Below are 25,557 nucleotides of genomic sequence, written 5' to 3'. Positions count from 1 at the left end.
GCCGCCCGTCAACCAAGCGCAGCGGCCGAGGCCCCGGGAAGCCCGCCGTTCTCCCAGGGGCCCGCGGTGCTCCTTGGGGAGATCAGCCGGTGCCGTAGCCGGTGTCGAAGATGAAGGCTTCGCGCTGCTGCAGGTCCTCCTCCAACTCGCGCTTGGCCGCCGCGTAGAGGTCGCGCAGCGAGACGATGCCGACAACCTCGCCGTCCTCGACCACCGGGACGTGGCGGTAGCCGGAGGAGCGCATCCGTTCCAGGGCCAGGGAGGCCAGATCGTCGGGCCCCACGGTGTCGGGATTGGCGGTCATGACCGCGCTCAGGGGCGTGCTGTCGGGATCGAGTCCGCGCGCCACGACGCGGATCAGCAGGTCCCGCTCGGTGAAGATGCCTTCCAGCCGCCCGCCGCTGCCGACGAGGGCCGCGCCGATATGGCGCTCCGCCATATTGCGGACGGCATCGCGGACGGTGGTGCTGCCGGGCAAGAGCTCGATCTTCTGCTGATCGACGATATCCGGTACAACTCTACGCTGCATATGGGGTCCTCCCGCGCGGAAGGGCTCTTGTGCGAATCTTAAGAGATTCAAGGCCCTATGCTTCAATAAGAGGCGCCATAGAGGGCGCGGCCGCTTGCAGGGAGATTCTTCCCGCCCCCTGCTTGCAACCGATTGTGCAGGGCATCGGAATCGCGGTCAAGCGGCGCTGGGCGGCGGCCTTTCAATCTTTACGCGAATAACGCGTCGATGAAATCAGCCTTGTGCCGCCTCTTCGTCCTCCGGCTCCTCGGCCGGCCCGCTGTCGCTGGGGCAGATCCGCACCGAGGTGATCTGGTTGCGCTTGCGCCCCAGGATCTCGAACTTGAAGCCGTGGAAGGTGAAGATCTGGCCGGCGTCGGGAATGCAGCGCGCCTCGTGCAGGATGAGGCCGGCGATGGTCGAGGCCTCCTCGTCGGGCAGGCGCCATTCGAAGCGCCGGTTGAGGTCGCGCAGGGTGACCTTGCCGTCGACGATCATGGTTCCGTCGCGTTGCTGTTGCACACCCTCGATATCCACGTCGTGCTCGTCGGAGATGTCGCCCACGATCTCTTCCAGGATGTCTTCCAGGGTGACGATGCCCAGCATCTCGCCATACTCGTCGACCACGATGGCGAAGTGTTCGTGGCGGCGGCGGAAGGCCTGGAGCTGCGACAGCAGGTCGGTGGTCTCGGGAATGAACCAGGGCGCGGCGGCAATGGCCCTGACGTCCAGCTTGTCCAGGTCGGTGCTGGCCGCCTGTACCGCGCGCAGCAAGGCCTTGGCGTGCAGCACGGCGACGATGTTGTCGGGATCCTCCTGCCATAGCGGAATTCGGGTGAAGGGGCTGGCCAGAACCGCCTCGACGATCTGCGCCGCCGGCAGGTCGACGTCGATGGCCACCACGTCCTTGCGGTGGATCATGATCTCCTCCACCCAGACGTCGCCGAGATCCAGGATCGAGCGCAGCATCTCGCGCTCGTGGCGCTCTTCCTCGCCTTCGCCCTGGTGCAGGTCGATGGCGCCGCGCAGCTGTTCCTCGGAGGCCTCGGCGGAGAGCGTGTGGCGCACTTCGATGCCGAAGCCGGACAGCGCCGCGCGTACGATCATCTGGATGACCAGCGAGAAGGGCTTCAGCAGGGCGACGATGATGCGCATCACCGGCGCCACGGCCAGGGCGGCGCGGTCGGCGTTCTGCAGGGCGTAGGTCTTGGGCAGCACCTCGGCGAAGACCAGCACCAGGACGGTCATGGCCAGGGTCGCGTAGGCCACGCCGGCGTCGCCGAAAAGGGTGATGAGGGCGCTGGTGGCCAGCGCCGAGGCCAGGATATTGACCAGGTTGTTGCCCAGCAGGATGGCGCCGATCAGGTGCTCCTTTTCGTGCCAGAGGTCGTTGACCACGTTGGCGCGGTGGTCGCCGGACTGGGCCAGGTTGTGCAGGCGCGGGCGCGAGGCCGCAGTCAGCGCCGTTTCCGAGCCGGAGAAGAATGCCGAGAAGACCAGCAGCACCAGGATGGCGCCGAGGATGATGGCGAGGTCGATTTCCATGGTCGATCTATTCAGGTTGCTGAAAAGGCATCGTGTCTTGCGGGCGGCTCCCAAGGCGGAGCGTGGCGGGACGGTCTCTCGGCGTTCAACTGCCGAGCGTGGCCCGCGTCGTTATGCCCGAGGCTTCGTTCTCCCGGGCGAGCTGGTCGGCGTCGTTCAAGGCGGCGGTCAAGAGCGCGCGCACCTCGTCCAACTCTACGGTCCTGTCCAGATAGGCCTCGCCGATGCCGCGCACAAGGACGAAGGTAATGCGCCCGCCGCTCACCTTCTTGTCGCGCGACATATGTCCGACAAGGCGCTCCACGTCCCAGTGGCGCGGCGCCAGGTCGGCGAATCCGGTCGGCAGGCCGACGGCGGCCAGATGGCGGCGCACCCGGTCGGCGGCCTCCGGCGGGCAGTGGCCGCGCTGCACCGACAGGTCGAAGGCCATGACCATGCCCACGGCGACGCCTTCGCCGTGCAGCAGTTCGTCGCCGTACCCGGTCTCGGCCTCCAGGGCATGTCCGAAGGTGTGCCCTAGGTTCAACAGCGCGCGCTGGCCGCTCTCGCGTTCGTCGGCGGCCACGACCTCGGCCTTGGCGCGGCAGCTTTCCAGCACGCCGTGCTGCAGTTCGGCGCGCTCGCCCTGGACCAGGTCGGCGCCGTGCGCCTCCAGCCAGTGGAAGAACGCGGCGTCGCGGATCAGGCCGTACTTCACGATCTCGGCGTAGCCCGCCAGCATCTCGCGGCGTGGCAGGGTGGTCAGGATCGAGGTGTCGGCCAGCACCAGGCGCGGCTGGTGGAAGGCGCCGATCAGGTTCTTGCCCTGCGGGGCGTTGATGCCGGTCTTGCCGCCGACGGAGCTGTCGACCTGGGCCAGCAGGCTGGTGGGGATCTGCACGAAATCGATGCCGCGCAGGGTCACCGCCGCGGCGAAGCCGGCGAGGTCGCCGATCATCCCGCCGCCCAGGGCCACCAGGGTGGTCGAGCGCTCGACCTTCATGTCCAGCAGCTTGCCGACCAGAACGCCCAGCTGGTCCAGGCTCTTGGTGGCGTCGCCGGGCGGCATGACGATGCTGTCGTGCCGCAGTCCGGCGTCGTCGAGGGCGCGCTGCAGGCGCGCCAGGTGCAGCGCGGCGACGTTGGCGTCGGTGATGACGACGACCCGGTCGCTCTTCAGCACGGGACGCATCAGCTTGCCGGCCTCGGCCATCACGGTGGTGCCGATCAGAATGTCGTAGCTGCGCTCGCCCAGCTCAACGCGCAGGGGCTGGTGCGGGCTCATTGTCCGGCCTTTCCGGGGGCTGCGCCGTGTTTCCTTATATGGTGCTGCAGTCCTTTCACGACGCGGGCCAGCGTCGTCTCTGGCGGACCGTCGACGGAATCGACCACCACGTCGGCCTCGGCGTAGACCGGATAGCGCAACGCGATCAGTTCGCTGAGAATCTGGCGCGGGTCGCCGCGCTTCAGCAGCGGCCGGTTGTTGCGCCGGGCCGTGCGGCGCAGCAGCAGGTCGACATCGGCGCGCAGCCACACGGAGATGGCGCGCTCGCGGATCAGCCGGCGCGTTTCGGGGTCCATGAAGGCGCCGCCGCCGGTGGCCAGCACCATCTTCGGTTCGTCGAGCAGGCGGGCGATCACCCGGCGTTCTCCGTCACGGAAAGCCGCTTCGCCGTGGGCGGAGAAGATGTCCTCGATGGAGCAGCCGGCGGCGGTCTCGATTTCCTTGTCGGCATCGACGAAGGGCAGGTCGAGCGAGGCGGCAAGCAGGCGACCGATGCAGGACTTGCCGGCGCCCATCAGCCCCACCAGGGCAATGGTGCGGGGCACGGCCAGGGAAATGCTCCCGGCGTCCGCCACCTCTTCGCTTGTATGAACCACCGAAACTCGCCTGCTGATCGTTGCAACGATGAAAGACCCTAGGTAAACTGCCGCATTCGCGCCAGATTCGGACCTTATCATAAAACCATCTTGACGGCACAAGTAGACAGTGTTGCCCGACCAGCGGCCGGCGCCGGCCCGGAACAGCGTAACACTGCTGCCGATCCCGTTCACGCAGTCCTCAGCCGCACGCGATTTATTTTATGAAAAAGACCACCCTCGTTGCTCTTGTCGTTCTCGCCGGTCTCATCGTCTCCGGCGGCTTCTTTCTGTTGACCTGGGACATCCCGCCGCCCTCGGCGCCGGTCGAGAAGGCGCTGCCCGATGAACGCTTCCCCCGCTAGCCGCCAGCCCCGCCTGCCAGCGCGCGCCGCCGTCTTGTGCTGCGCAAGCGCCCTCTGCGTCGCCCTCTGGGCCGCCGCACCGGGGGCCGTGGCGCAGGACGCGCCGATCTCCCTCTTCCCGCCGACGGTGGCGCCGGAGCGGCCGGCGGCCGCGGCGGGCGACCAGCCGTCCCTGCCGTCCGAGCGCGCCGCCGAGACGCCGCAGGTGGAGGGCGAAGGGGCCGAGGGCATCGAGATCGACCGCCTGGGCGAACTGGATCCGGAGGCCCTGGGCATTCTCGACCTGGGCAGCGGCGGGTTCGGCCCGCGCGTCTGGGCCGGCAGCCCGCGCCCATTGGTTGAGTCGCTGCTGGCCGGGCTGCCCGCCGGCATCACTTCGCCGACCCTGCACAGTCTGGCCACGCGGCTGCTGCTGACCAGCGCGCCGCCGCCCGGCGGCGGCCCAGCGGACCCGGCGGGTCCGACCGTTGCCGACGCCCTGGCCACGGTCCAGAAGGCCGCGGCGGGGGAGAGCGGCTTCCTGCGCTTGCGCGCTGAGCGGCTCTACGCCTTGGGCGCGCTGGCCGGCCTCAACCGTCTGCTGGCCCTGGTGCCGCAGCGGGTCGAGGACCCCTGGCTGGCCCGGACCAAGGTCGACGGTCTGCTGCTGGCCGGCAAGGACAGCCAAGCCTGCGGCGAGGTGCCTGCCGGCCTGGCGCGCTATCCGCGCGATCTCTATTGGGCCAAGGCGCAGATCTATTGCCAGTTCCTGGCCGAACAAGGCGACCAGGCGATGTTGGGGCTCGACCTGCTGCGCGAGCAGGCCCCTGACGGCGACCCCGCGTTCTTCGTTCTGGCCGACGGCTTCATCAGCGGCACGCCCGGCAGGGTCGGCGGCGAGGGGCTAACTCCCCTCAATCTGGCGATCCTGCGCAGGACCGGCGGCGCGGTCTCGGCCGAGACCGTGGCGGGCGCCGGCCCGCCGCTGCTGCACGGCATCGCGCAGCTCGCCGGCGGCGACCACGCCGTTCACGCGGCGGCGGTGGAGCGTCTGGCCGAGGTCGGCGCCCTGCCGGGCGAACGCCTGGCCGGTGCCTACGCCGCCTTCGAGTTCACCGAGGCCGATCTGGCCGACGCCCTGGCTCAGGCAGAGCGGGAGGGCGGCGTGAGCGGCCGGGCTCTGCTGTACCGGGCCGCCAACCGCGAGAGCCTGGCGGCGACCAAGGCGGAAATCCTGCGCGCGGCGCTGCTCTCGGCCGAGGCGGACGGCAGGTCCAACGCTGTGGCCCGTGCCCTGAAGCCGGTTTTGACCGGGCTGGCGCCGAGCCCGGAGCTGGCGTGGTTCGCCCCTCAGGCGGCACGCGCCCTGTTCCGCCTCGGCCAGTTCGAGCGCGCCGGCGGCTGGCTCTCGGTGCTGCGCATCGACGGCTTGAAGGATCCGGAATCGCAAGCGGCCTACGACGAGCTGACGCCGCTGCGCCGCCTTGCCGGCGCGGCCGAGCCCCTGAGTGCCGAAAGTACGGCGGAGAGCCCTGCGGCTGCCGAGCGGCGCCTGCTCATGCTGATGCTGTCCCGCGCGCTGGGGCAGGAAGAGCCGCTGAGCTGGGCCCAGCTCGCGCAAGACGGGGCGGCGGCCCGGCCCCTGGAGCGTTTGCCGAGCCTTCTGGCGCTGGGCGACGCGGCCGCCGAAGGCAAGCGCGGCGAGAGCGTTCTGCTGGCGGTGGACGCGCTGGGCGTGGCGGCGCCGGCCGATAGTCATCCCCTGGCGCTGGGCTACGCCGTCTCTGCGCTGGCCGCCGTCGGCCTCGGCAACGAGGCCCGGGCCCTAGCCATCGAGGCGGCGCTGGCCGCCCGGCCCTAGGCCGCCCTCATGGGTGACGGGCCCAACAGCCCCCAGATCGAGCCGTTCCTGGAGATGCTGGCCGCCGAGCGCGGCGCCGCCGCCAACACCCTGGAGGCCTATCGCCGCGATCTGCAGGCCTTTACCGAGTTTCTCGGTCGGCGCCGGGCCCTGGAGGCGGCCACGGCCGACGATATCCGTGCCTTCCTGGGCGCTCTCGCCCGGGCCGGCATGGCGCCGCGCACCGCCGCGCGCCGCCTTTCGGCGCTGCGCCAGTTCTACCGTTTCCTGCTGAGCGAGACTCTGCGTGGCGACGATCCCAGCGCCGAGGTCGACAGCCCGCGTCAGGGCCGCGCCCTGCCGAAGATCCTGAGCGAGGACGAGGTCGGCGCCCTGCTGGACGCGGCCCAGGCGGGCGAGGGGCCCGAGGCGCTGCGGCTGGCGGCGCTGGTGGAACTGCTCTATGCCACCGGCCTGCGCATTTCGGAACTGGTCGGCCTGCGCCTCGCCGCCGCCCAGCGCGACCAGCGCCTGCTCATCGTCCAGGGCAAGGGGGGCAAGGAGCGTATGGTGCCGCTCAGCCCGGCGGCGCGCGAAAGCCTCTCGGCCTATCTCGCCGCGCGCGATCATTTCCTCCCCGGCCCGGGCAAGGGAGCCAAGGCGCCGACGGCCGTCAAGGCCGCCTCGCCGTGGCTTTTCCCGTCGCGCGGCGCCGAAGGCCACATCACCCGCCACCGGGTCGCGCAGTTGCTGAAGGACCTGGCGCGCCGGACCGGGATCGATCCGGCCAGGGTCTCGCCTCACGTGCTGCGTCACGCCTTCGCCAGTCACCTGCTGGACCACGGAGCAGACCTGCGCGCCCTGCAGAAGATGCTGGGCCACGCCGACATATCGACGACGCAGATCTATACGCATGTGCTCGGCGAGCGCCTGAAATCCCTGGTTCAGGATCATCATCCTCTGGCGCGCGGCCGGACGGGGCCGCGTTGAGCCTGCGGCCGGATTCTTCCGGTTGACAAGACCCACTGGGGTGACCAGTTTCCGCAGCTGAGTTGGCTGGGTGTTAGCCCGGATTTCTCAAGCTATGCCTGTCGGCAAATTCGCCGCCGTGACGCCCACCATAGCTTGAAAAATTCGGGCTGGCCCCCCGGGCAGGCCGACGTACATCGACTAGCGCACTCTGAGACAGCAGGGGTACTTCCATGAGCTTTACCATCGTCGAGCAGGCTCCCGCGCGCCTGAACCGCAGCGAACTGGCCGTGCCGGGCAGCAACCCGAAACTCTTCAAGAAGGCGGCGGAATCCGATGCGGACGTCGTGTTCCTCGATCTTGAGGACGCGGTGGCGCCGGACGACAAGCCGCAGGCCCGCAAGAACATCATCAAGGCCTTGAACGAGATCGACTGGGGCAACAAGACCATGTCGGTGCGCATCAACGGTCTCGACACGCACTACATGTACCGCGACGTCATCGACATCATCGAGCAGGGCGGCGAGCGTCTGGACCTGATCATGATCCCCAAGGCCGGCACCGCGGCGGACATCTACGCCGTCGACATGCTGGTGACCCAGGCCGAGGAGGCCGTCGGCCGCAAGAAGAAGATCGGCTTCGAGATGATCATCGAGACGGCGTTGGGCATGGCCAACGTCGACGAGATCGCCAAGGCCTCGCCGCGCAACGAGAGCCTGCACTTCGGCGTCGCCGACTATGCCGCCTCCACCAAGGCGCGCACCACCGTCATCGGCGGCCCGAACGAGATGTACGGCGTGCTGACCGATCCGGACGACAAGGGTGAGCGCCTCTATCACTGGGGCGACATGTGGCACTACGCCGTCGCGCGCATGGTGGTCGCCGCCCGCGCCGCCGGCCTGCGCCCCATCGACGGCCCCTTCGGCGACTTCTCCGACCCCGAGGGCTTCCGCGCCCAGGCGCGCCGCGCCGCGGTGCTGGGCTGCGAGGGCAAGTGGGCCATCCACCCGAGCCAGATCGGCCTGGCCAACGAGGAGAACAGCCCCTCCAAGGCCGAGGTCGACAAGGCCAAGCGCATCCTCAAGGCCATGCGTCAGGCCCAGAAGGAAGGCAAGGGCGCGGTCTCCCTGGACGGCCGCCTCATCGACATCGCCTCCATCAAGCAGGCCGAGGTGATGGTCAAGAAGGCGCGCCAGATCGCCAAGGGCTGATCCGCACCGTTTTGGAGCTTACCGAGCCGGCGGCTCCCTCTTCTGCGGGGGGGGCGCCGGCTTTGCCGTTCCGGGCGCCGTGGTTCGGCCTCCCTTGATTCCGGCGGGAATTTGCGGCAAAGGGTTCCGCCAGCCGTTTCGCCCCTTCCTTTTCGGGCGACGGTTAGGCGTGCCACTCGCGAAATGCTGTGTTAGATAGAAGCCCATGCACAATTTTCTCGACTTCGAAAAGCCGATCGCCGAACTGGAAGGCAAGATCGAAGAACTGCGGCACCTCTCCGACGACGGGGAGATCAATATCGCCGACGAGGTCGAGAAGCTGCAGGGCAAGGTCGACCGCCTGCTGCGCCAGACCTACGGCAAGCTTTCGGCCTGGCAGAAGACCCAGGTGGCCCGCCATCCCGACCGTCCGCACTTCCAGCACTACATCTCGGCCCTGGTCGAGGATTTCACGCCGATGGCCGGCGACCGCCTGTTCGGCGAGGACCATGCCATCGTCGGCGGTCTCGGCCGCTTCCGCGGCTATTCGGTCATGGTCATCGGCCACGAGAAGGGCGCCGATCTCAACTCGCGCGTGAAGCACAACTTCGGCATGGCCCGGCCCGAGGGCTACCGCAAGGCACAGCGCCTGATGCGCATGGCCGAGCGTTTCGGCCTGCCGGTCATCACCCTGGTCGACACCGCCGGCGCCTATCCCGGCATCGGCGCCGAGGAGCGCGGCCAGGCCGAGGCCATCGCCCGCTCCATCGAGGTCTGCCTGGACGTCGAGGTGCCGCTGCTGTCGGTGATCATCGGCGAGGGCGGCTCCGGCGGCGCCATCGCGCTGGCCGCGGCCAACCGCGTCTACATGCTGGAGCACTCGATCTACTCGGTGATCTCGCCGGAAGGCTGCGCCTCGATCCTCTGGCGCTCCGGCGAGCAGGCGCAGGAGGCCGCCGAGGCCCTGCGGCTGACGGCCCAGGATCTGCTGCGCCTGGGGGTCATCGACGACATCATCCCGGAGCCCCTGGGCGGCGCCCACCGGGCGGCCAAGATGACCATCAAGGGCGTCGGCGACAAGCTGGAGGCGGGCCTGCGCGATCTGGTCCGTGACAGCGGCCTGCAACTGAAGCAGGCCCGCCGTCAGAAGTTCCTGGAGATGGGCCAGAAGGGCCTTTCCTGATCCGGCTGTCCCGGCCCGGGCCGCCGCGGACCCTCCCGCATAGTCTTCCCCCATAGTCTTCTCCTCGCGGGGCTGAATTCGCCGCTCGGTTGAGTACCGATCGGGCGACAGGGTCATTTTCTTGCGGAACCTGGAGCAAGAACGCAACCGACCGCTGCAAATTCGCGGTGATGGCCCTTGAAACACGCAGCCGTTAGGGGACTAATATGCGGACCACCTGCGCCACAAGACCGGGATACGGCAGCGAGACCGCGGGTGAGGGAGGGGTTTTCATAACGGAATGGGAGAACTCAAAAGATGCTTCTCAAGAACTTTAGGCGCGCGGCGCTGGGTTTCGGCCTGGCGGTGGCGCTCACCGGCGGCGCGCAGGCCGAAAAGGTCCTGCGGGTCGGAAACATGGGCGAACCGGAATCCCTCGACCCGCATTTCGTTCAGGGCGTCTGGGAGAATCGCATCGTCGGCAACATGTTCCTGGGGCTGACCACCGAGGACGCGTCGGCCACGCCGATCCCGGGGGCCGCGGAAAGCTGGACGATCAGCGACGACGGCAAGACCTATACCTTCAAGCTGCGCGACCATAGCTGGTCGGACGGCACGCCGGTCACCGCCGGCGACTTCGTCTACTCCCTGCGCCGGATTCTGCTGCCCGAAACCGCGGCGGAATATGCCTCGCTGCTTTTCCCGATCGAGAACGCCCAGCAGGTCAACTCCGGCGAGGTGCCGGCGGACAAGCTCAGCGTGCGGGCGGTCGACGACAAGACCCTGGAAGTGAAGCTGGTCGGGCCGACGCCGTTCTTCCTGGAGCAGCTGACCCACTACACCGCCTTCCCGGTACCCCGGCATCTGATCGAGAAGCACGGCCAGGCTTGGACCAAGCCGGAGAACATCGCCGTCAACGGCCCCTACACCCTGAAAAATTGGGTGCCCAACGATCAGATAACCTTGATCCGCAACGACAAGTTCTATGACGCGGCCAACGTGAAGATCGATACGGTGGTCTACTACCCGCAGGAAGACCGCACGGCCGTGCAGAAGCGGTTCCGCGCCGGCGAGATCGACTGGGCGGCGGACTTCGCTTCCGATCAGTTCGAATGGCTGAAGTCGAACCTGTCGGATGAAACCCGCGTGGCGCCGTACCTCGGCATCTACTACTACCCGATGAACTTGCGCAAGCCGCCGTTCGACGACAAGCGCGTGCGCCAGGCGCTGTCCATGGCCATCGATCGCGAGATCATCACCGACAAGGTCCTGAAGACCGGCGAACTCCCCGCCTACAGCTTCGTTCCCCCCGGCGCCGGCGGCTACGGCAATCCGTCCATGGTCAGTTGGATGGACGAGCCCTACAGCGCGCGCCTGGAGAAGGCCAAGGCCTTGCTGGCCGAGGCCGGCTACGGTCCCGGCAACCCGCTGAAGTTCACGCTGTCCTACAACACCTCCGAAAATCACAAGCGTATCGCCATCGCCATCGCTTCCATGTGGAAACAGCACCTCGGAGTCGAGACCGAGCTGTTCAACTCGGAGGTCAAGGTCCACTACCGCGCCCTCAACAGCGCCGATTTCTCGATCGCGCGCGCCGGCTGGATCGCCGACTACAACGACGCCCAGAACTTCCTCTATCTGCTTGAGACGCGTACCGGACCGAACAACTATTCGGGGTTCTCTAACTCCGAGTTCGACAAGCTGATGGTCGAGGCGGGCACGACTGGTGACATGGATATGCGTTCCTCGCTCATGGCCAAGGCGGAAGCCATTGCCATGGAGGAGCAGCCGGTCATTCCGATCTACTACTACGTATCCAAGAACCTGGTCTCCGACAGGCTGACCGGTTGGGAACCCAATGCCAAGGACGTGCATCGGGTTCGCTACATGGATCTGAAGTAGGCTTTGCGAGGCGGGGCGGCGGTGCGATGGCGCCGCCGCCCCGCGCCGCTTGAGCGACATGATTGCTTTTCTGATTCGCCGCCTCGCCAGCGCCATCCCCACGCTGTTGGTCATTATCACCGTCGCGTTCTTCATGATGCGCGTGGCGCCGGGCGGCCCCTTCGATGAAGATCGCGCTTTAGCACCTGACATCGAAGCCAACATCCTGCGCGCCTACAACCTCGACAAGCCGCTGGTCGAGCAATACTTCGACTACGTCGGCAACCTGCTGAGGGGCGACTTCGGCCCCTCCTACAAGATCCGCGATTTCGACGTCAACGACCTGATCCTCGCCGGCTTTCCCGCAAGTCTCCAACTCGGCGGAACGGCGATTCTGTTGGCGGTGATCCTGGGAATTTCCTTCGGCACCCTGGCGGCGCTGCGGCAGAACCAGGCCAGCGACTACGCGATCATGACCGTGGCGATGATCGGCATCGCCGTGCCCAACTTCGTCATGGCGCCGCTGTTGACGCTGGTCTTCGGGGTCTACTTGTCGCTCCTGCCGGTCGCCGGCTGGGGAGGCGGGGCGTTGGAGAACAAGCTCCTGCCGGTGATCGCCTTGGCCTTGCCGCAAGTCGCCTACATTGCGCGGTTGACCCGGGGCTCGATGGTCGAGGTGTTGAGCGCCAACTACGTGCGCACGGCGCGGGCCAAGGGGCTGCGCGAGCAGGTCGTGGTCTTGCGCCACGCCCTGAAAGGGGCGTTGCTGCCGGTGGTGTCCTACCTGGGCCCGGCGACCGCGGGGCTGGTGACCGGTTCCGTGGTCATCGAGACGATCTTCGATATCCCGGGCATCGGGCGCTACTTCGTGCAGGGGGCCTTGAACAGGGACTACACGCTGGTGATGGGCGTGATGATTTTCTATGCCGTCCTGATCATCGCGCTCAATCTGCTCGTCGACATGATTTACGGCTTTCTCGATCCCAAAGTGAGGCACGGCTGATGATCAACCTGACCGCTGCCTCCGACGGCCTGGCCTCCGTCGAGGAATTCGAGGGCCGTAGCCTCTGGCAGGACGCCCGCAACCGCCTGCTGCGCAACAAGGCGGCCGTCGCCTCGATGATCGTGCTGGCTAGCTTCGCCCTCCTGGCGCTGGTGGCGCCGCTGCTCAGCCCCCATGCCTACGACCAGGTCTACTGGGACCGCATCCAGGCGCCGCCGGATTTCGCCAACGCCCATTGGTTCGGCACCGACGGCAACGGCCGCGACCTCTTCGTGCGCACGCTCTATGGCGCCCGGGTGTCGTTGATGGTCGGACTGCTGGCCACCGGCGTGAGTCTCCTGATCGGCGTCACCTACGGGGCGGTGGCGGGCTTCGTCGGCGGGCGCATCGATAACCTGATGATGCGCTTCGTCGACGTCATGTACTCGCTGCCCTTCATGTTCTTCGTCATCCTGTTGATGGTGATCTTCGGCCGCAACATCTTCCTGATCTTCGTCGCCCTGGGTGCGGTGGAGTGGCTGACCATGGCGCGCATCGTGCGCGGTCAAACCCTGTCGGTGAAGCGCAAGGAGTTCATCGAGGCCGCCTATGCCGGGGGCGTCTCGCGGTTCCGCATCATCTTCCGCCACATCATCCCCAACGTGCTGGGCCCGGTGATCGTTTATGTCACCCTGACGGTGCCGCAGGTGATCCTCACGGAATCCTTCCTGTCCTTCCTGGGGCTTGGCGTGCAGGAACCCTTGACCTCCTGGGGCGTGCTGATTTCCGAGGGGGCCAGGGTGATGGAAGTCGCGCCGTGGATGCTGATCTTTCCGGCGAGTTCCCTGGCGGTGACCCTCTTCGCCTTCAATTTCATCGGCGACGGCTTGCGCGACGCCCTCGATCCGAAGGATCGATGAGTATGAAAAAGTGGCCGAAGGATCGATGAGTATGAAAAAGTGGCCGAAGGATCGATGAGTATGAAAAAGTGGCCGAAGGATCGATGAGTATGAAAAAGTGGCCGAAGGATCGCTAGATGACCGCTGTACTCGACGTGAAGAACCTCGATACCCGCTTCGCCACGCCGGAGGGTGAGGTCCACGCGGTCAACGACGTCTCCTTCCACATCGAGGCGGGGGAGAGCGTCGGCGTGGTCGGCGAGTCCGGCTCCGGCAAGACGCAGATCTTTCTCTCCATTATGGGCCTGCTGGCCAAGAACGGGCAGGCCACGGGGTCCGTGCGCTACCGCGGCAAGGAGATTCTGGGCCTGCCGTCGCGCGAGCTGAACAAGGTGCGCGGCGTCACCCTGTCGATGATCTTCCAGGATCCCATGACCTCGCTGAACCCCTACCTGCGCATCTCCCGCCAGATGACCGAGGTGCTGGTCGAGCACAAGGGCAGCAGCGAGGCCGAGGCGCGGCGCCGCGCCATCGAGATGCTGGACCGGGTCGGCATCCCCTCGGCCGGGGAGCGCGTCGACCTCTATCCGCACGAGTTCTCCGGCGGCATGCGCCAGCGGGTGATGATCGCCATGGCGCTGCTCTGCGAGCCGGACCTGCTGATCGCCGACGAGCCGACCACCGCCCTGGACGTCACCATCCAGGCGCAGATCCTGGACCTCATGGCCGACCTGAAGCGCGACTTCAACACCGCCATCATCATGATCACCCACGACCTGGGCGTGGTCGCGGGGCTCTGCGACCGGGTCATGGTGATGTACGCCGGCCGGGTGGTGGAGACCGGCGGAGTACGCGACATCTTCTACCGTCCGCAGCACCCCTACAGTCTGGGCCTGCTGCGTTCCATGCCGCGTCTCGACGAGGCCGGAGTTACCCGGCTCGCCACCATCCCCGGCCAGCCGCCGAACCTGCAGGCCCTGCCGCCCGGCTGCGCCTACCAGGAACGCTGCCCCTACGTCTTCGAGGCCTGCCGCAGCCAAGAGCCCGCCTTGCAGGCCGCCGGGGAAGGCCGGGCCAAGGCCTGCCATCTGGAACGCCTGGAAGAGAGGGAGCCGGCATGAGCGAGGCCCTGCTGTCGGTCGAGAACCTGAAGGTTCACTTCCAATTGCGCGTCGGCGGCGTCTTGGTCGGGCGCTACTTGCCGCTGAAGGCGGTGGACGGGGTGAGCTTCGAGCTCCAGGCCGGGGAGACTCTGGGGATCGTCGGGGAGTCCGGCTGCGGCAAGTCGACCCTGGGCCGCGCCATCCTGCGCCTCATCGAGCCCACCGCCGGGCGCGCCGTCTGGCTGGGCGATGATCTCGCCGCGCTGGACCCCAAGGCGATGCGGGCCCGGCGCCAGGACATGCAGATCATCTTCCAGGACCCCCTGGCCAGCCTCAATCCCCGCATGACGGTGGGCGAGATCGTCGCCGAACCGCTGCGCACCTTCGAGCCCGAGCTGAGCCGCGAGGCGCTGAAGGACCGGGTGAAGGACATGATGGCCAAGGTCGGCCTGTTGCCGCAGATGATCAACCGCTACCCGCACGAGTTCTCCGGCGGCCAGTGCCAGCGCATCGGCATCGCCCGGGCCATGGTGCTGGGGCCGAAGCTGATCGTCTGCGACGAGCCGGTCTCGGCCCTCGACGTCTCCATCCAGGCGCAGATCGTGAATCTCTTGATGCGCCTGCAGCAGGAGTTCGGCCTGACGCTAATCTTCATCAGCCATGACCTCTCCGTGGTGCGCCACATCAGCCACCGCATCATGGTGCTCTATCTGGGCAAGGTGATGGAAATCGCCGACCGCGAGGCGATCTACTCGCGCGCCCGCCACCCCTACACCCAGGCGCTCATCTCCGCCGTGCCGATCCCCGACCCGGACAAGGAGCAGCAGAAGCAGCGCCTGGTGCTGCAGGGCGACCTGCCCTCGCCGCTGGCGCCGCCTTCCGGCTGCGTCTTCCGCACCCGCTGCCCCAAGGCGACGGCGCTCTGCGCCGAGCAGGCGCCGCCGCTGGAGGAAGACGGCACGGGCGACCTCCACAAGGTCGCCTGCCACCACTGGCGCGAGTGACCGGCCTTTTCAGGCCGCTTGTCCCGCGGCCTTGAAGCCGCTCTGGATCTTCTTGGCCTGCTTCATGGCCTTGGTCGCTTCCTTCGAGGTCACCGCGACCGTCGTGTGCAGATCGGTGACACCGCCGGTCGCCGCCGCCACGAAGAGGACCGACATGAGGTCGGTGAGGTTCTTGTCGCTCTCCATGACCACCAGGAAATCGTACTCGCCGAAGGTGACGTAGTAGTTGAGCAGCTTGCCGCCCGCCGCCTTGACCAGATCGGCGACGGCCTCTGCCCTGTCCTCGGGTTTCGCGACCATGCCCCTGATCGCTTCTCGGCTGTAATGGCCTTGCGTGATGTAGATCGTCATCCGTTCTCTCCCTTCCATGACCTCGTAAGATCCAGTTGGCCAGCGAACCGACGATTCCAGCGTAGCACCGGACCGACGCCGCCCACAGCGGAAACCGCCGTGCCTGGGCCGAAGCCTGGCACCGGGCGGCCCCAGCTTGACCCGCCCCCGCTCCGGCCCGGATACTTCCGGCAAGGAACAGGGAGGAGATGGTTCAGATGACACGGCTGACGGAACGACAAGAAGGCATTCGGGAGAAGGCGCGGGAGCTGGCCGAGGCGGTCATCGCCCCGCGCGCCGCCGAGGTCGACCGCCGGGAAGAGTATCCCTGGGACAACTGCCGCGCCCTGCGCGAGGCCGGCTTCTTCGGCATGACCATCCCGAAAGACTACGGCGGGCCGGGCCTCGGCTTCCTGGAGGTGGCGCTGGTCATCGAGGAGATGGCGCGGGTCTGCGGCGTCACCGGGCGCATCGCCGTGGAGGCCAACATGGGCGCGGTCAGCGCCATCATGGCCTACGGCAGCGAAGCGCAGAAGCAGATCGCGGCGAAACAGGTGCTCTCCGGCGACAAGCCGGCGATCTGCATCACCGAGCCGGGGGCGGGTAGCGCCGCCACCGAGATGACCACGCGGGCCGACAAGCAGGGCGACCGCTACATCCTGAACGGCGGCAAGCACTGGATCACCGGCGGCGGCGTCTCGCAGTTGCACCTGATCTTCGCCCGCGTCTTCGAGGACGGGGTGGAGCAGGGCATCGGCGGCTTCATCGCGCTGCGCGACCCGGAAAAGGATACGCCCAAGGGTCTGCGCATCGGTAAGCGCGAGCCCACCATGGGCCTGCGCGGCATCCCGGAGACCGAGATTCTCTTCGAGGACCTGGAGATCCCCGAGGACAGGCTGCTCATGCCGCCGCAGGGCCTCAGGCGCGGCTTCGGCGCCCTCATGTCCGCCTACAACGCCCAGCGCGTCGGCGCGGCCACCGTCGCCCTCGGCATCGCCCAGGGCGCCTACGAGGAGGCCCTGGCCTACGCCGGAAAGCGCGAGCAGTTCGGCCGCCCGATCGCCGAGTTCCAGGGGCTGCAGTGGATGCTGGCCGACATGGCGACGCAGCTCGCCGCGGCGCGTGCGCTGATCCACAAGGCCGCCGACAGCGGCAAGGGTTTTCCCGACGTGCTGGAAGCGGCGCAGGCCAAGGTCTTCGCCTCGGAAATGGCGATCAAGGTGACCAACGACGCCTTGCAGGTCTTCGGCGCCGCCGGCTACTCGCGCAACAACCCGCTGGAGCGCATGGTGCGCGACGCGCGCATGTTCACCATCGGCGGCGGCACCGCGCAGATCCTGCGCACGGTCATCGCCTCGCGCATCCTGGACAGGAAGCTGCCGCAGACCCGCGACGGCTATCTGAACCTGCAGAGGGCGGGGGAGTAGCCGCATAAGCCGTCATGCTCGGGCTTGACCCGAGCATCCATCTTCATGACGGGCCGGTTCGTGCGGGCGGCACCATGGACCCTCGGGTCAAGCCCGAGGGTGACAATCATACTTGGGAATGAGGGCAGGCGAGGGTCTCAGCCCAGCTTGCCGTGGCAGTGCTTGTATTTCTTGCCGGAGCCGCAGGGGCAGGCGGCGTTGCGCGAGACCTTGCCCCAGGTGCCGGGGTCGTTGGGGTCGATCTCGGCGGCGGCGGCGCGGCTGGTGGCCGGCTGGGCCACGGCGCGCGGCTGCGGCGTTTCCGCGGGCTCGGCCCCGGCACCCGCCGTCGCCATGGCAACGTCCTGGCGGCCTTCGTGCATGACCTGCTGCGGGCGCGGCACGTCGATGGGCTCCTGCGGGCGCAGCTCGACGCGGCTGAGCAGGCTTATGGTTTCCTCGCGCACCTCGGCCAGCATGTTCTCGAAGAGGTCGAAAGCCTCGCGCTTGTACTCGATCAGCGGGTCGCGCTGGCCGTAGGCCCGAAGCTGCACGCCCTGGCGCAGGTGGTCGAGGGACAGCAGGTGGTCCTTCCACTGGCGGTCCAGCACCAGCAGCAGGATCTGCTTTTCCAGGCCGCGCATGACTTCGGGGCCGAAGTTGGCGGTCTTGGCCGCCATGCGCTGCTTCACCGCGGCGGCGATGCGCTCCTTGATCTCCTGGTCGGCGATGCCCTCTTCCTTGGCCCACTCGGCGATCGGCAGGTCGAGGTTGAAGAGCCGCAACACCTCCTCGTGCAGCGAGGAAACCTGCCACTGCTCGGAATAGGCCTGGGCCGGGATGAAGCGGCCAACCAGGGCGTCGATGACGTCGGCGCGCATCTCCTCGACGGTCTCCTGCACGTCGTCCGCGCGCATCAGGTCCTTGCGCTGCTCGAAGACCACCTTGCGCTGGTCGTTCATGACGTCGTCGTACTTCAGCAGGTACTTGCGGCCCTCGAAGTGGCGGGCCTCGACCTTCTGCTGCGCCTTCTCCAGGGCCTTGTTGACCCAGGGATGGACGATGGCCTCGCCTTCCTCCAGGCCCAGCTTCTGCAGCATGGAGTCCATGCGCTCGGAGCCGAAGATGCGCATCAGGTCATCTTCCAGGGAGAGGAAGAACTTGGAGGCGCCGGGGTCGCCCTGGCGGCCGGCGCGGCCGCGAAGCTGGTTGTCGATGCGCCGGCTCTCGTGGCGTTCGCTGCCGACGATGTAGAGGCCGCCGGCGGCCAGCGCCTGCTGGCGGGCGGCGGCGATCTCGGTCTCGATCTCGGCGGTCTTCTTCTCGCGGGCCGCCTCGTCCTCGATGGGCGCGGCTTCCTGCGCGATGCGCATATCCAGGTTGCCGCCCAACTGGATGTCGGTGCCGCGGCCGGCCATGTTGGTGGCGATGGTGACGGCGCCGGGCACGCCGGCCTGGGCGATGATGAAGGCTTCCTGCTCGTGGAAGCGGGCGTTGAGCACCTGGTGCTTGATGCCGGCCTTCTTCAGCAGCTCCGAGAGCAGCTCCGATTTCTCGATGGAGACCGTGCCGACCAGGATCGGCTGGCCGCGCTCCTGGCAGTCGCGGATCTGCTCCAGCATCGCCTGGTACTTTTCCTTGGCGGTGCGGTAGACCTCGTCGTCGGCGTCCTCGCGGACGACCTCGACGTTGGTCGGGATCTCGATGACCTCCAGGTCGTAGGTCTCCAGGAACTCGCCGGCCTCGGTCATGGCCGTTCCGGTCATGCCGGCCAGCTTGGGATAGAGGCGGAAGTAGTTCTGGAAGGTGATGGAGGCCAGCGTCTGGTTTTCCTGCTGGATGGTCACGCCTTCCTTGGCCTCCAGGGCCTGGTGCAGGCCCTCGGAGTAGCGGCGGCCCTCCATCATGCGTCCGGTGAACTCGTCGATGATGACGACCTTGTCGTCCTTGACGATGTAGTCGGTATCGCGGCTGAACAGCTTGTGGGCGCGCAGCGCCTGGTTGGCGTGATGCAGCAGGCTGACGTTCTGGATGTCGAAGAGGCCGCCTTCTTCGATATGTCCGGCCTCGCGCAGCAGCTCTTCCATGTGCTCGGCGCCGGCCTCGGTGAAGGTCACCGAACGCGCCTTCTCGTCCTTCTCGAAGTCTTCCTCCGTCAGGCTGGGGATCAGCTTGTTGACGGCGATGTAGGCTTCCGAGGAGTCCTCGGCCGGGCCTGAGATGATCAGCGGCGTACGCGCCTCGTCGATCAGGATCGAGTCGACCTCGTCGACGATGGCGAAGTTGAAGTCGCGCTGGACCAGGTCCTCCAGGCGGAACTTCATGTTGTCGCGCAGATAGTCGAAGCCGAATTCGTTGTTGGTGCCGTAGGTCACGTCGGCGGCGTAGGCGGCGCGGCGCTCGTCCTCGCTCAGGCCGTGCACGATGCAGCCGGTGCTGAGGCCCAGGAAGCGGTAGATCTGGCCCATCCACTCGGCGTCGCGCTTGGCCAGGTAGTCGTTCACCGTGACCACGTGGACGCCTTTGCCGGACAGCGCGTTCAGGTAGACCGCCAGGGTGGCGACCAGGGTCTTGCCTTCGCCGGTCTTCATCTCGGCGATCTTGCCCTGGTGCAGCACCATGCCGCCGATCATCTGGACGTCGTAGTGGCGCTGGCCGAGGGTCCGCTTGGCGGCCTCGCGCACCGTGGCGAAGGCGTCGACCAGGATGTCGTCCAGGCTCTCGCCCTGGGCGAGGCGGCCGCGCAGCTCGGCGGTGCGGGCGCGCAGGGCCTCGTCGCTCAGTTCCTGGAGCTGCGGCTCCAGGGCGTTGATCGCCGTCACCGTCGGGTTCAGGCTCTTCAGAAATCGGTCGTTCGCAGACCCAAAGAGCCGCTTGGCGAGCACGCCGAACATGCGAGATCCTTACGATTTGGTGAGTGGCGGCCGGAGCCCCCTTTTTTACGTGGTGTGACACATAGGGCCCCCGCTTCGGGCTGTCAACGATGCTCCCCGAGGTGTGACCCGGGGGCGTCGGCCCTCTGCCCGCGGCCGGCGGTACAGGGGGGCCGGCCGGTGCCCGCGGCCGCGCTTTGCGGACCCTTGTGATATGGCCCGCGCCGTGCATGATGCGTAGCCATGGCGCGTCGCACACTCCAAGAAGTCCTCCTTTTTGCGCAAGGGGCCGGGATTCCCGGCTTTTTGCGTCGTCCCGGGCCTGTGCCGCGCGTGCCGGGGAGGCCGGCCGCGGCCTGGGTGCTGGCGGCGCTGCTGGCGGGGGGCGTGACCCAGCCCCTGCAGGCTCAGGACGCGGGCGATCCTCTGCCCTTGAACCTGCCGGAACCCGCGCCGGGCGGCGGCGGGGCCGAGCTGACCCGCCTGAAGGATGCGCTGCGGGAAATGGACGCGCACAACCCCGTGGTGGCGCGGGTCAACGGATACCCCATCCGCTGGGCGGAGGTGGTGGCCTCGGCTGAGGATCTGCCGCAGCGCTACCGCGACCAGATCGAATCGGTCTTCCCGGCCCTGCTCGACCGCCTGGTCGATCTGCGCCTGCTGGCCGAGGCGGCGCGGGCCGAAGGGCTGCGCGACGACCCCGTGGTGCGGGAGCGCCTGGTGAGCTTCGAGGACCGGGTGCTGTCCAGCGTTCTCCTGGAGCGCTATCTGAACGAGAAAGTCACGACCGCGGCCCTGCGGGCACGCTATGACGCCCTGGTCGCGGCCCGCCGCGGCGACCGCGAGATCCGGGCCCGGCATATCCTGGTCGACAGCGAGGCGGCGGCCGAGGCGGCCATCGCCCGCCTGGACGAGGGCGCGGTCTTCATCTCGCTGGCCAAGGAGTTGTCCACCGGAGCCTCGGCCGCGCGCGGCGGCGATCTGGGCTATTTCCACCCCAGCCGCATGGCGCCGGCCTTCGCCAAGGCCGCCCTGGCGCTGGAGCCGGGCGAATTCACGCGCGAACCGGTGAAGACCGAATTCGGCTGGCACGTCATCCTGCTGGTCGACCGGCGCGCCGACAACATTCCTTCCTTCCTGGACATGCAGGACAAACTGCGCGTGGAAGCCAGGAAGGAAGCGGTCGACCGGCTGGTCGTCAGCCTGCGCCGCGAGGCGTCGGTAGAGATGTTTCCCGAAGATGCCCTGGAGAGTTCCACCGGGGAGAGTTCAACTGGGGAAACTGCGACTGGGGAAAGCGCCCAATGAGCCGCCGTCCTCCGGTCTGCGAGAGAGCATTCGAGCCCGTGGAAGCTTCCGCGGAAAAATAATTGTCGGGCCGTTGTTGAACGGGTCACCGGGGTGCGTGGCCCATCAAGGAGAATTTCTTCATGTCTAAATCGTTAAGCGTCGTCGCCGTGGTGGTTGCCCTTCTGGTAGGGGCCGCCGGTGGCTATGGCCTTCAGACCTATCTGACCCAGTCGGGTATGAACGGGTCGGGTATGATCGGGTCTTCCACGAGCGAGCCGCAGGCTGCCGCCGAGGGCGAAGCCGGCGCCGACCAAGGCGACCCCATCGCCATCGTCAATGGCCAGAACCTCTACGAGTCCGACCTCGTCGCCTTCCTGCAGCGGCTGCCCCCGCAGCTTCAGGCCCAGGCTCAGTTGTTGATGCCGCAGATTCTCGAGCAGGTGGTCAACAACGAGCTGGCGACCCAGGCCGGCCACAACGCCGGTCTGGCCAAGGATGCCGAGGTGGTGAGCCAGCTCGGCAAGGTCGAGGACCTCATCGTCGGCCAGACCTACCTGCAGCGCGCCATCGACGAGCGGGTGACCGACGACAAGCTGGAGACGGCCTATCAGAAGTACCTGGAGGAGAACCCGCCGCAGCGTGAGCTGAAGGCGCGCCACATCCTCGTTGAAAGCGAGGACGAGGCCAAGGCGGTGATCGTCGAACTGGACGGCGGCGCCGACTTCGCGGAGCTGGCCAAGGAGAAGTCGACCGGGCCGAGCGGCGCCAACGGCGGCGATCTGCCGCCTTTCCAGGAAGGCCAGATGGTGCCGGAGTTCTCCGACGCCGCCTTCGCCATGGAGGTCGGTACCTACTCCAAGGAGCCGGTGAAGACCCAGTTCGGCTACCACGTCATCCTGTTGGAAGAGAGCTCCATGACCGAGCCGCCGACCAAGGAAGCGGTCGAGGGCGAACTGCGCGATCAACTCTCCCAGGAGGCCGCGGAAGCGGTCATCGCCGAGCTGCGTGAGGGCGCGGAGATCGAGATCCTCTTCGGCCAGCAGGAGGGCGAGGCGGCGCCGGAGGGCGGCGAGGCCGCACCTGCGCCCGAGAACAACTAAGGGACCGGGCGGGCCGGCCGGCGCGACAACCGCCAGCCCGCCCAACCGACCGCCGGTCCGTCCAACCAATCGAGGGTATTGAAGATGCCTGCGTCGATCTGCCGGGAGGCTTTGTCATGGCTCTAGAGGTCTCTCCCCTTGCGCCTGCGCGCTTTCCGACCCTGCCGGCCATCGCCGGGGTGCAGTTTGCGACCGCCGCCTGCGGCGTGAAGTACAAGGGGCGGCCGGACGTCTGCCTGATGGTGCTGGACCCTGGCAGCACCGTCGCCGGCGTCCTGACCCGCTCGAAGACCGCTTCCGCGCCGGTGGAGTGGTGCCGGGCTCAGTTGCCCCACGGCCGGGCCCGCGCGGTCATCGTCAACTCCGGCAACGCCAACGCCTTTACCGGCAAGACCGGAGAAACCTCGGTCAAGCGGGTGGTCCAGGCGGTCGCCGAGTCGCTCGGCTGCCGGCCGCAGGACGTGCTGGCCGCCTCGACCGGCGTCATCGGCGAGCCCTTGCCCACCGAGCGGATCGTCAAGACCGTGAAGGGCTTGCCCAAGAAGCTGAAACCCGGCGGCTGGAAGGCGGCGGCCAAGGCGATCATGACCACCGATACCTATCCCAAGGGCGCGCTGCGCAAGGCCGAGATCGGCGGCAAGCCGGTCATGCTGGCGGGCATCGCCAAGGGATCCGGCATGATCGCGCCGGACATGGGGACCATGCTCTCCTTTGCCTTCACCGATGCGCGGCTGCCGGCCCCCGTGCTGCAGGCCCTGCTGCGCCAGGCGGCGGACAAGACCTTCAACTGCATCACCGTCGACGGCGATACATCGACCAGCGACACCCTGCTCATGGGTGCCACCGGCAAGGCGACGCATCCGCGTATCAGCGATCCGCGCGACCCGCGCCTGGCCGACTTCCGCCGGGCCTTGGAGGAACTGCTGCGCGATCTCGCCCAACAGGTGGTGCGCGACGGCGAGGGCGCCCGCAAGTTCATCACCATACGGGTGCTCGGCGCCGCCTCGCAGGGGGCGGCCCGGCGAATCGGTCTGGCGATCGGCAATTCACCGCTGGTGAAGACGGCCATCGCCGGCGAGGACGCCAACTGGGGACGCATCGTCATGGCGGTGGGCAAGTCCGGCGAGCGCGCCGACCGCGACCGCCTGGCCATCGCCATCGGCGGCGTGCAGGTCGCCGAGGCCGGCGAGGTGGTGCCCGGTTACGACGAAGCCCCGGTGGCCCGGCACATGAAGGGCAGCAGCATCGACATCGAGGTGGACATCGGCATCGGCCGCGGCCGGGCCACGGTCTGGACCTGCGACCTGACGCACGGCTACATCTCCATCAACGCCGATTACCGGAGCTGAAGGGCGTGGGCGGCGCGGCGGAAGATGCGGGCTGCTGGCAGGCCGATGAGCGTGCGGCCCCGGCCAGGCCGGTCCTGCTGGTCGCCGCCGCGGCGCTGGTCGACATCGACGGCCGGGTGCTGATTGCCCGGCGCCCCGAGGGCCGGTCCATGGCGGGGTTATGGGAGTTTCCCGGCGGCAAGGTGGCCGAGGGGGAGACGCCGGAGGCCGCGCTGGTGCGTGAACTGCACGAAGAGCTGGGGATCGATACGCGGCAAAGCTGCCTGGCGCCGATTGCTTTTGCTTCGCATTCCTATGACGATTTTCATCTGCTGATGCCGCTTTTCGCCTGCCGCAGATGGGAAGGGCAGCCGCAGGGCCGCGAGGGACAGAAACTGGCGTGGGTGAGGCCGGCGCGCCTCACCGACTACAAAATGCCGCCGGCCGACGTGCCGCTGGTCGCCCTGCTGCGCGACCTGCTGTAACACAATGCTGCGACATTCCCGTGAGCGAAACGAGAAAACTTGCTACTGGTGGTTGCTGATGCCTAAAATGTCCGGTGCAAGCTTCAGCGCCATATTCTTTTATGATTGCTCCAATATCTCGTGTCTACGCTCATTAGCCGCAACGTTACACTCGCGGATCGGCGGACGAGTATCCGCCTGGAACCGGAGATGTGGGACGCCCTGACCGAGATCTGCGCTCGGGAAGGACGCAGCCTGCACGACATCTGTGCCCAGGTGGACAAAGAGCGCGATCAATCCGGCCTCACCGCCGGCGTGCGGGTGTTCATCCTCAGATATTTCCGCGAAGCGGCGACCGAGGAAGGTCATGTTCTGGCCTCGCAGCGCCGCACCGACGGTGGCGGCCACGACGGACAGGCCTGACGGCGGCAGCGCTGTTGGGGGATCAGCTTTCGGGAATCAGCCTTCGGGGGCGGCCTTGCCGCCGCCGGACTGTTCCCCGCCGTCCAGCGCTTCGGCCAGCCGCACCTTGGCGCTGCCCGGAGCGAGGGGGCGCTGCTGGGAGGCGTGGGGCGTCCAGCCGGTCAGATAGAGGATGTCGAAGGTCGCGGGAATCCGTCCCTCGCTGTCGGCGTGGCGCTCCTGGTACAGCGCGGCGGCGCGCAGCAGGGTCTCGCGCCGGCTGAAGCCGCGCCGCCGGTTGCGGTCGGCGCCGCTTTCCCCCATGCCGCGCAGGTCGCCCATCAGCTTCAGGGCTGAGGGATAGGTCACGGTGATGCTGTCCACGTCGGCCACCGGCAGGGCAAAGCCGGCGCGCTGCAGCAGGCCGCCCAGGTCGCGTAGGTCCGCGAAGGGCGAGACGCGTGGCGACGCGCCGCCCTCGACCTCGCTTTCGGCCTGCAGCAGCGCGGCGCGCAGCTCCTTCAGGCTCTCGCCGCCGATCATCGCGGCGAGGAACAGGCCGTCCGGCTTCAGCACGCGGGCGATCTGCAGCAGTGTCCCGGGCAGGTCGTTGACCCAGTGCAGGCTGAGCACCGAGAGCACGAGGTCCAGGGATCCCGCGGCGAAGGGCAAGGCTTCCTCGTCGGCCGCCAGGGCCGGCGCGCGCGCGCCGGCGAGACGGGCCATGGCCGGGGAGAGGTCGGCCTGGACCAGGGTCTCGATGCCGCCCAGGCCCGCGGGGTGTTCGGCCAGCAACTCGGCGACGACGCCGTGGTGGCAACCCAGGTCCAGCGCCAGGGGAAAGCTCCGTCGGATGTCCTGCAGCCGGTCGAGCAGGCGTTCCGCAACTTCGCGGATCAGGAAGTCGTGCTCGGCGATCGCCCCCGCGGCGCGCTCCCGGTGGCGGCGCAGGCAGCGGCGGTCGAAGATCTCCGGGATGTCGGAGCCGGTCTGGTTGCTCATGACCGCACTATGGCGCGCGAGGACGGCTGCGAAAAGGCCTCGGGAGGTGCGGCGCTGAGTAAGCGTTGCAGGGCCCGCAATTGACCGCCGCCGGGA

At 67.7% G+C, this 25,557-nt stretch carries 22 protein-coding genes and 1 pseudogene; 16 read left to right on the top strand and 7 right to left on the bottom strand.

Annotated elements, in window-relative coordinates; all coding sequences use genetic code 11:
- Nucleotides 1–82: 82 nt before the first annotated feature.
- The 4 genes and pseudogenes from AAFN88_RS00215 to AAFN88_RS00200 form a co-directional block, all read right to left on the bottom strand.
- Nucleotides 83–529 (bottom strand): CBS domain-containing protein, encoded by a 447-nt coding sequence (locus AAFN88_RS00215; RefSeq protein ID WP_347517482.1) that lies wholly within the window; start codon nucleotides 527–529, stop codon nucleotides 83–85.
- Between the two features lie 213 nt (nucleotides 530–742).
- A complete protein-coding gene (locus tag AAFN88_RS00210; protein WP_347517481.1) occupies nucleotides 743–2,053 on the bottom strand; it encodes an HlyC/CorC family transporter in 1,311 nt (436 codons plus the stop codon).
- A gap of 190 nt (nucleotides 2,054–2,243) precedes the next feature.
- Nucleotides 2,244–3,317 (bottom strand): annotated as a pseudogene (gene aroB / locus AAFN88_RS00205) (3-dehydroquinate synthase); the annotation flags it as partial.
- Complete coding sequence (locus tag AAFN88_RS00200; RefSeq protein WP_347517480.1) at nucleotides 3,314–3,913, bottom strand: shikimate kinase; 600 nt, start codon at nucleotides 3,911–3,913, stop codon at nucleotides 3,314–3,316. The gene AAFN88_RS00200 and the pseudogene aroB, both read right to left, overlap by 4 nt.
- 203 nt (nucleotides 3,914–4,116) lie before the next feature.
- Here AAFN88_RS00200 and AAFN88_RS00195 point away from each other — a divergent pair, with 203 nt between their 5' ends.
- From AAFN88_RS00195 to AAFN88_RS00150, 10 genes are all read left to right on the top strand, one after another.
- The gene (locus AAFN88_RS00195; protein ID WP_347517479.1) at nucleotides 4,117–4,257 is read left to right on the top strand and encodes a hypothetical protein; all 141 of its coding nucleotides are present in this window, start codon (nucleotides 4,117–4,119) and stop codon (nucleotides 4,255–4,257) included.
- Nucleotides 4,238–6,097: a hypothetical protein gene (locus AAFN88_RS00190; RefSeq protein WP_347517478.1), complete on the top strand. Its 1,860-nt coding sequence runs from the start codon at nucleotides 4,238–4,240 to the stop codon at nucleotides 6,095–6,097. Before AAFN88_RS00195 ends, AAFN88_RS00190 begins: the two co-directional genes overlap by 20 nt.
- A gap of 9 nt (nucleotides 6,098–6,106) precedes the next feature.
- Nucleotides 6,107–7,066 (top strand): site-specific tyrosine recombinase XerD, encoded by a 960-nt coding sequence (gene xerD, locus AAFN88_RS00185; protein ID WP_347517477.1) that lies wholly within the window; start codon nucleotides 6,107–6,109, stop codon nucleotides 7,064–7,066.
- Between the two features lie 212 nt (nucleotides 7,067–7,278).
- Nucleotides 7,279–8,256 carry a CoA ester lyase gene (locus AAFN88_RS00180; RefSeq protein WP_347517476.1) on the top strand — a complete coding sequence of 326 codons (978 nt, stop codon included), beginning with the start codon at nucleotides 7,279–7,281 and terminating at the stop codon, nucleotides 8,254–8,256.
- 205 nt (nucleotides 8,257–8,461) lie between these two features.
- Nucleotides 8,462–9,418: an acetyl-CoA carboxylase carboxyltransferase subunit alpha gene (locus tag AAFN88_RS00175; protein WP_347517475.1), complete on the top strand. Its 957-nt coding sequence runs from the start codon at nucleotides 8,462–8,464 to the stop codon at nucleotides 9,416–9,418.
- Between the two features lie 297 nt (nucleotides 9,419–9,715).
- Nucleotides 9,716–11,299, top strand: a complete 1,584-nt coding sequence (locus AAFN88_RS00170) for a peptide ABC transporter substrate-binding protein (protein ID WP_347517474.1) — start codon at nucleotides 9,716–9,718, stop codon at nucleotides 11,297–11,299.
- A gap of 58 nt (nucleotides 11,300–11,357) precedes the next feature.
- The gene (oppB, locus tag AAFN88_RS00165) at nucleotides 11,358–12,281 is read left to right on the top strand and encodes an oligopeptide ABC transporter permease OppB (protein WP_347517473.1); all 924 of its coding nucleotides are present in this window, start codon (nucleotides 11,358–11,360) and stop codon (nucleotides 12,279–12,281) included.
- Complete coding sequence (locus AAFN88_RS00160; protein ID WP_347517472.1) at nucleotides 12,281–13,180, top strand: ABC transporter permease subunit; 900 nt, start codon at nucleotides 12,281–12,283, stop codon at nucleotides 13,178–13,180. The genes oppB and AAFN88_RS00160 overlap by 1 nt, the downstream gene beginning before the upstream one ends.
- Nucleotides 13,181–13,296: 116 nt before the next feature.
- Nucleotides 13,297–14,280, top strand: coding sequence for an oligopeptide/dipeptide ABC transporter ATP-binding protein (locus AAFN88_RS00155; RefSeq protein ID WP_347517471.1), 984 nt, complete (start codon nucleotides 13,297–13,299; stop codon nucleotides 14,278–14,280).
- Nucleotides 14,277–15,266 (top strand): dipeptide ABC transporter ATP-binding protein, encoded by a 990-nt coding sequence (locus AAFN88_RS00150; protein ID WP_347517470.1) that lies wholly within the window; start codon nucleotides 14,277–14,279, stop codon nucleotides 15,264–15,266. The genes AAFN88_RS00155 and AAFN88_RS00150 overlap by 4 nt, the downstream gene beginning before the upstream one ends.
- Before the next feature lie 9 nt (nucleotides 15,267–15,275).
- Here the strand turns inward: AAFN88_RS00150 and AAFN88_RS00145 are convergent, their stop codons facing one another.
- Nucleotides 15,276–15,617 (bottom strand): GYD domain-containing protein, encoded by a 342-nt coding sequence (locus AAFN88_RS00145; RefSeq protein WP_347517469.1) that lies wholly within the window; start codon nucleotides 15,615–15,617, stop codon nucleotides 15,276–15,278.
- Nucleotides 15,618–15,814: 197 nt separating this feature from the next.
- On the opposite strand from AAFN88_RS00145, the gene acdA reads away from it, so the two are divergent.
- Nucleotides 15,815–17,023: a 3-sulfinopropanoyl-CoA desulfinase gene (gene acdA / locus AAFN88_RS00140; RefSeq protein WP_347517468.1), complete on the top strand. Its 1,209-nt coding sequence runs from the start codon at nucleotides 15,815–15,817 to the stop codon at nucleotides 17,021–17,023.
- A gap of 137 nt (nucleotides 17,024–17,160) precedes the next feature.
- On the opposite strand, the gene secA is transcribed toward acdA, so the two are convergent.
- A complete protein-coding gene (secA, locus tag AAFN88_RS00135) occupies nucleotides 17,161–19,896 on the bottom strand; it encodes a preprotein translocase subunit SecA (protein WP_347517467.1) in 2,736 nt (911 codons plus the stop codon).
- A gap of 312 nt (nucleotides 19,897–20,208) precedes the next feature.
- Here secA and AAFN88_RS00130 point away from each other — a divergent pair, with 312 nt between their 5' ends.
- The 5 genes from AAFN88_RS00130 (at nucleotide 20,209) to AAFN88_RS00110 (ending at nucleotide 24,480) form a co-directional block, all read left to right on the top strand.
- On the top strand, nucleotides 20,209–21,183 hold the full coding sequence (locus tag AAFN88_RS00130) for a peptidylprolyl isomerase (protein WP_347517466.1): 975 nt from the start codon (nucleotides 20,209–20,211) through the stop codon (nucleotides 21,181–21,183).
- 122 nt (nucleotides 21,184–21,305) lie between these two features.
- Entirely contained in the window at nucleotides 21,306–22,265 is a 960-nt protein-coding gene (locus AAFN88_RS00125; RefSeq protein WP_347517465.1) for a peptidylprolyl isomerase, read from the top strand.
- Nucleotides 22,266–22,381: 116 nt separating this feature from the next.
- A complete protein-coding gene (gene argJ, locus AAFN88_RS00120) occupies nucleotides 22,382–23,614 on the top strand; it encodes a bifunctional glutamate N-acetyltransferase/amino-acid acetyltransferase ArgJ (protein ID WP_347517464.1) in 1,233 nt (410 codons plus the stop codon).
- A 5-nt stretch (nucleotides 23,615–23,619) separates the two neighbouring features.
- A complete protein-coding gene (gene mutT, locus AAFN88_RS00115; RefSeq protein WP_347517463.1) occupies nucleotides 23,620–24,078 on the top strand; it encodes an 8-oxo-dGTP diphosphatase MutT in 459 nt (152 codons plus the stop codon).
- Between the two features lie 120 nt (nucleotides 24,079–24,198).
- Nucleotides 24,199–24,480 carry a ribbon-helix-helix domain-containing protein gene (locus AAFN88_RS00110; protein ID WP_347517462.1) on the top strand — a complete coding sequence of 94 codons (282 nt, stop codon included), beginning with the start codon at nucleotides 24,199–24,201 and terminating at the stop codon, nucleotides 24,478–24,480.
- A 36-nt stretch (nucleotides 24,481–24,516) separates the two neighbouring features.
- On the opposite strand, the gene AAFN88_RS00105 is transcribed toward AAFN88_RS00110, so the two are convergent.
- Entirely contained in the window at nucleotides 24,517–25,461 is a 945-nt protein-coding gene (locus tag AAFN88_RS00105; RefSeq protein WP_347517461.1) for a methyltransferase domain-containing protein, read from the bottom strand.
- Nucleotides 25,462–25,557: the final 96 nt, after the last annotated feature.

The organism is Pelagibius sp. CAU 1746, assembly GCF_039839785.1.
Taxonomy (GTDB): Bacteria; Pseudomonadota; Alphaproteobacteria; order Kiloniellales; family Kiloniellaceae; genus Pelagibius.
This window is presented reverse-complemented; position numbering and strand designations above follow the sequence as displayed.

Bases quoted from the DNA above. Each gene is read 5' to 3' on its own strand.
- AAFN88_RS00150 (WP_347517470.1), top strand. From the start codon at position 14,277: ATGAGCGAGGCCCTGCTGTCGGTCGAGAACCTGAAGGTTCACTTCCAA.
- AAFN88_RS00105 (WP_347517461.1), bottom strand. From the start codon at position 25,461: ATGAGCAACCAGACCGGCTCCGACATCCCGGAGATCTTCGACCGCCGC.
- AAFN88_RS00215 (WP_347517482.1), bottom strand. From the start codon at position 529: ATGCAGCGTAGAGTTGTACCGGATATCGTCGATCAGCAGAAGATCGAG.
- AAFN88_RS00175 (WP_347517475.1), top strand. From the start codon at position 8,462: ATGCACAATTTTCTCGACTTCGAAAAGCCGATCGCCGAACTGGAAGGC.
- AAFN88_RS00155 (WP_347517471.1), top strand. From the start codon at position 13,297: ATGACCGCTGTACTCGACGTGAAGAACCTCGATACCCGCTTCGCCACG.
- AAFN88_RS00125 (WP_347517465.1), top strand. From the start codon at position 21,306: ATGTCTAAATCGTTAAGCGTCGTCGCCGTGGTGGTTGCCCTTCTGGTA.
- AAFN88_RS00210 (WP_347517481.1), bottom strand. From the start codon at position 2,053: ATGGAAATCGACCTCGCCATCATCCTCGGCGCCATCCTGGTGCTGCTG.
- xerD (WP_347517477.1), top strand. From the start codon at position 6,107: ATGGGTGACGGGCCCAACAGCCCCCAGATCGAGCCGTTCCTGGAGATG.
- AAFN88_RS00160 (WP_347517472.1), top strand. From the start codon at position 12,281: ATGATCAACCTGACCGCTGCCTCCGACGGCCTGGCCTCCGTCGAGGAA.
- acdA (WP_347517468.1), top strand. From the start codon at position 15,815: ATGACACGGCTGACGGAACGACAAGAAGGCATTCGGGAGAAGGCGCGG.
- AAFN88_RS00145 (WP_347517469.1), bottom strand. From the start codon at position 15,617: ATGACGATCTACATCACGCAAGGCCATTACAGCCGAGAAGCGATCAGG.
- argJ (WP_347517464.1), top strand. From the start codon at position 22,382: ATGGCTCTAGAGGTCTCTCCCCTTGCGCCTGCGCGCTTTCCGACCCTG.
- AAFN88_RS00170 (WP_347517474.1), top strand. From the start codon at position 9,716: ATGCTTCTCAAGAACTTTAGGCGCGCGGCGCTGGGTTTCGGCCTGGCG.
- secA (WP_347517467.1), bottom strand. From the start codon at position 19,896: ATGTTCGGCGTGCTCGCCAAGCGGCTCTTTGGGTCTGCGAACGACCGA.
- AAFN88_RS00190 (WP_347517478.1), top strand. From the start codon at position 4,238: ATGAACGCTTCCCCCGCTAGCCGCCAGCCCCGCCTGCCAGCGCGCGCC.
- AAFN88_RS00180 (WP_347517476.1), top strand. From the start codon at position 7,279: ATGAGCTTTACCATCGTCGAGCAGGCTCCCGCGCGCCTGAACCGCAGC.
- oppB (WP_347517473.1), top strand. From the start codon at position 11,358: ATGATTGCTTTTCTGATTCGCCGCCTCGCCAGCGCCATCCCCACGCTG.
- AAFN88_RS00195 (WP_347517479.1), top strand. From the start codon at position 4,117: ATGAAAAAGACCACCCTCGTTGCTCTTGTCGTTCTCGCCGGTCTCATC.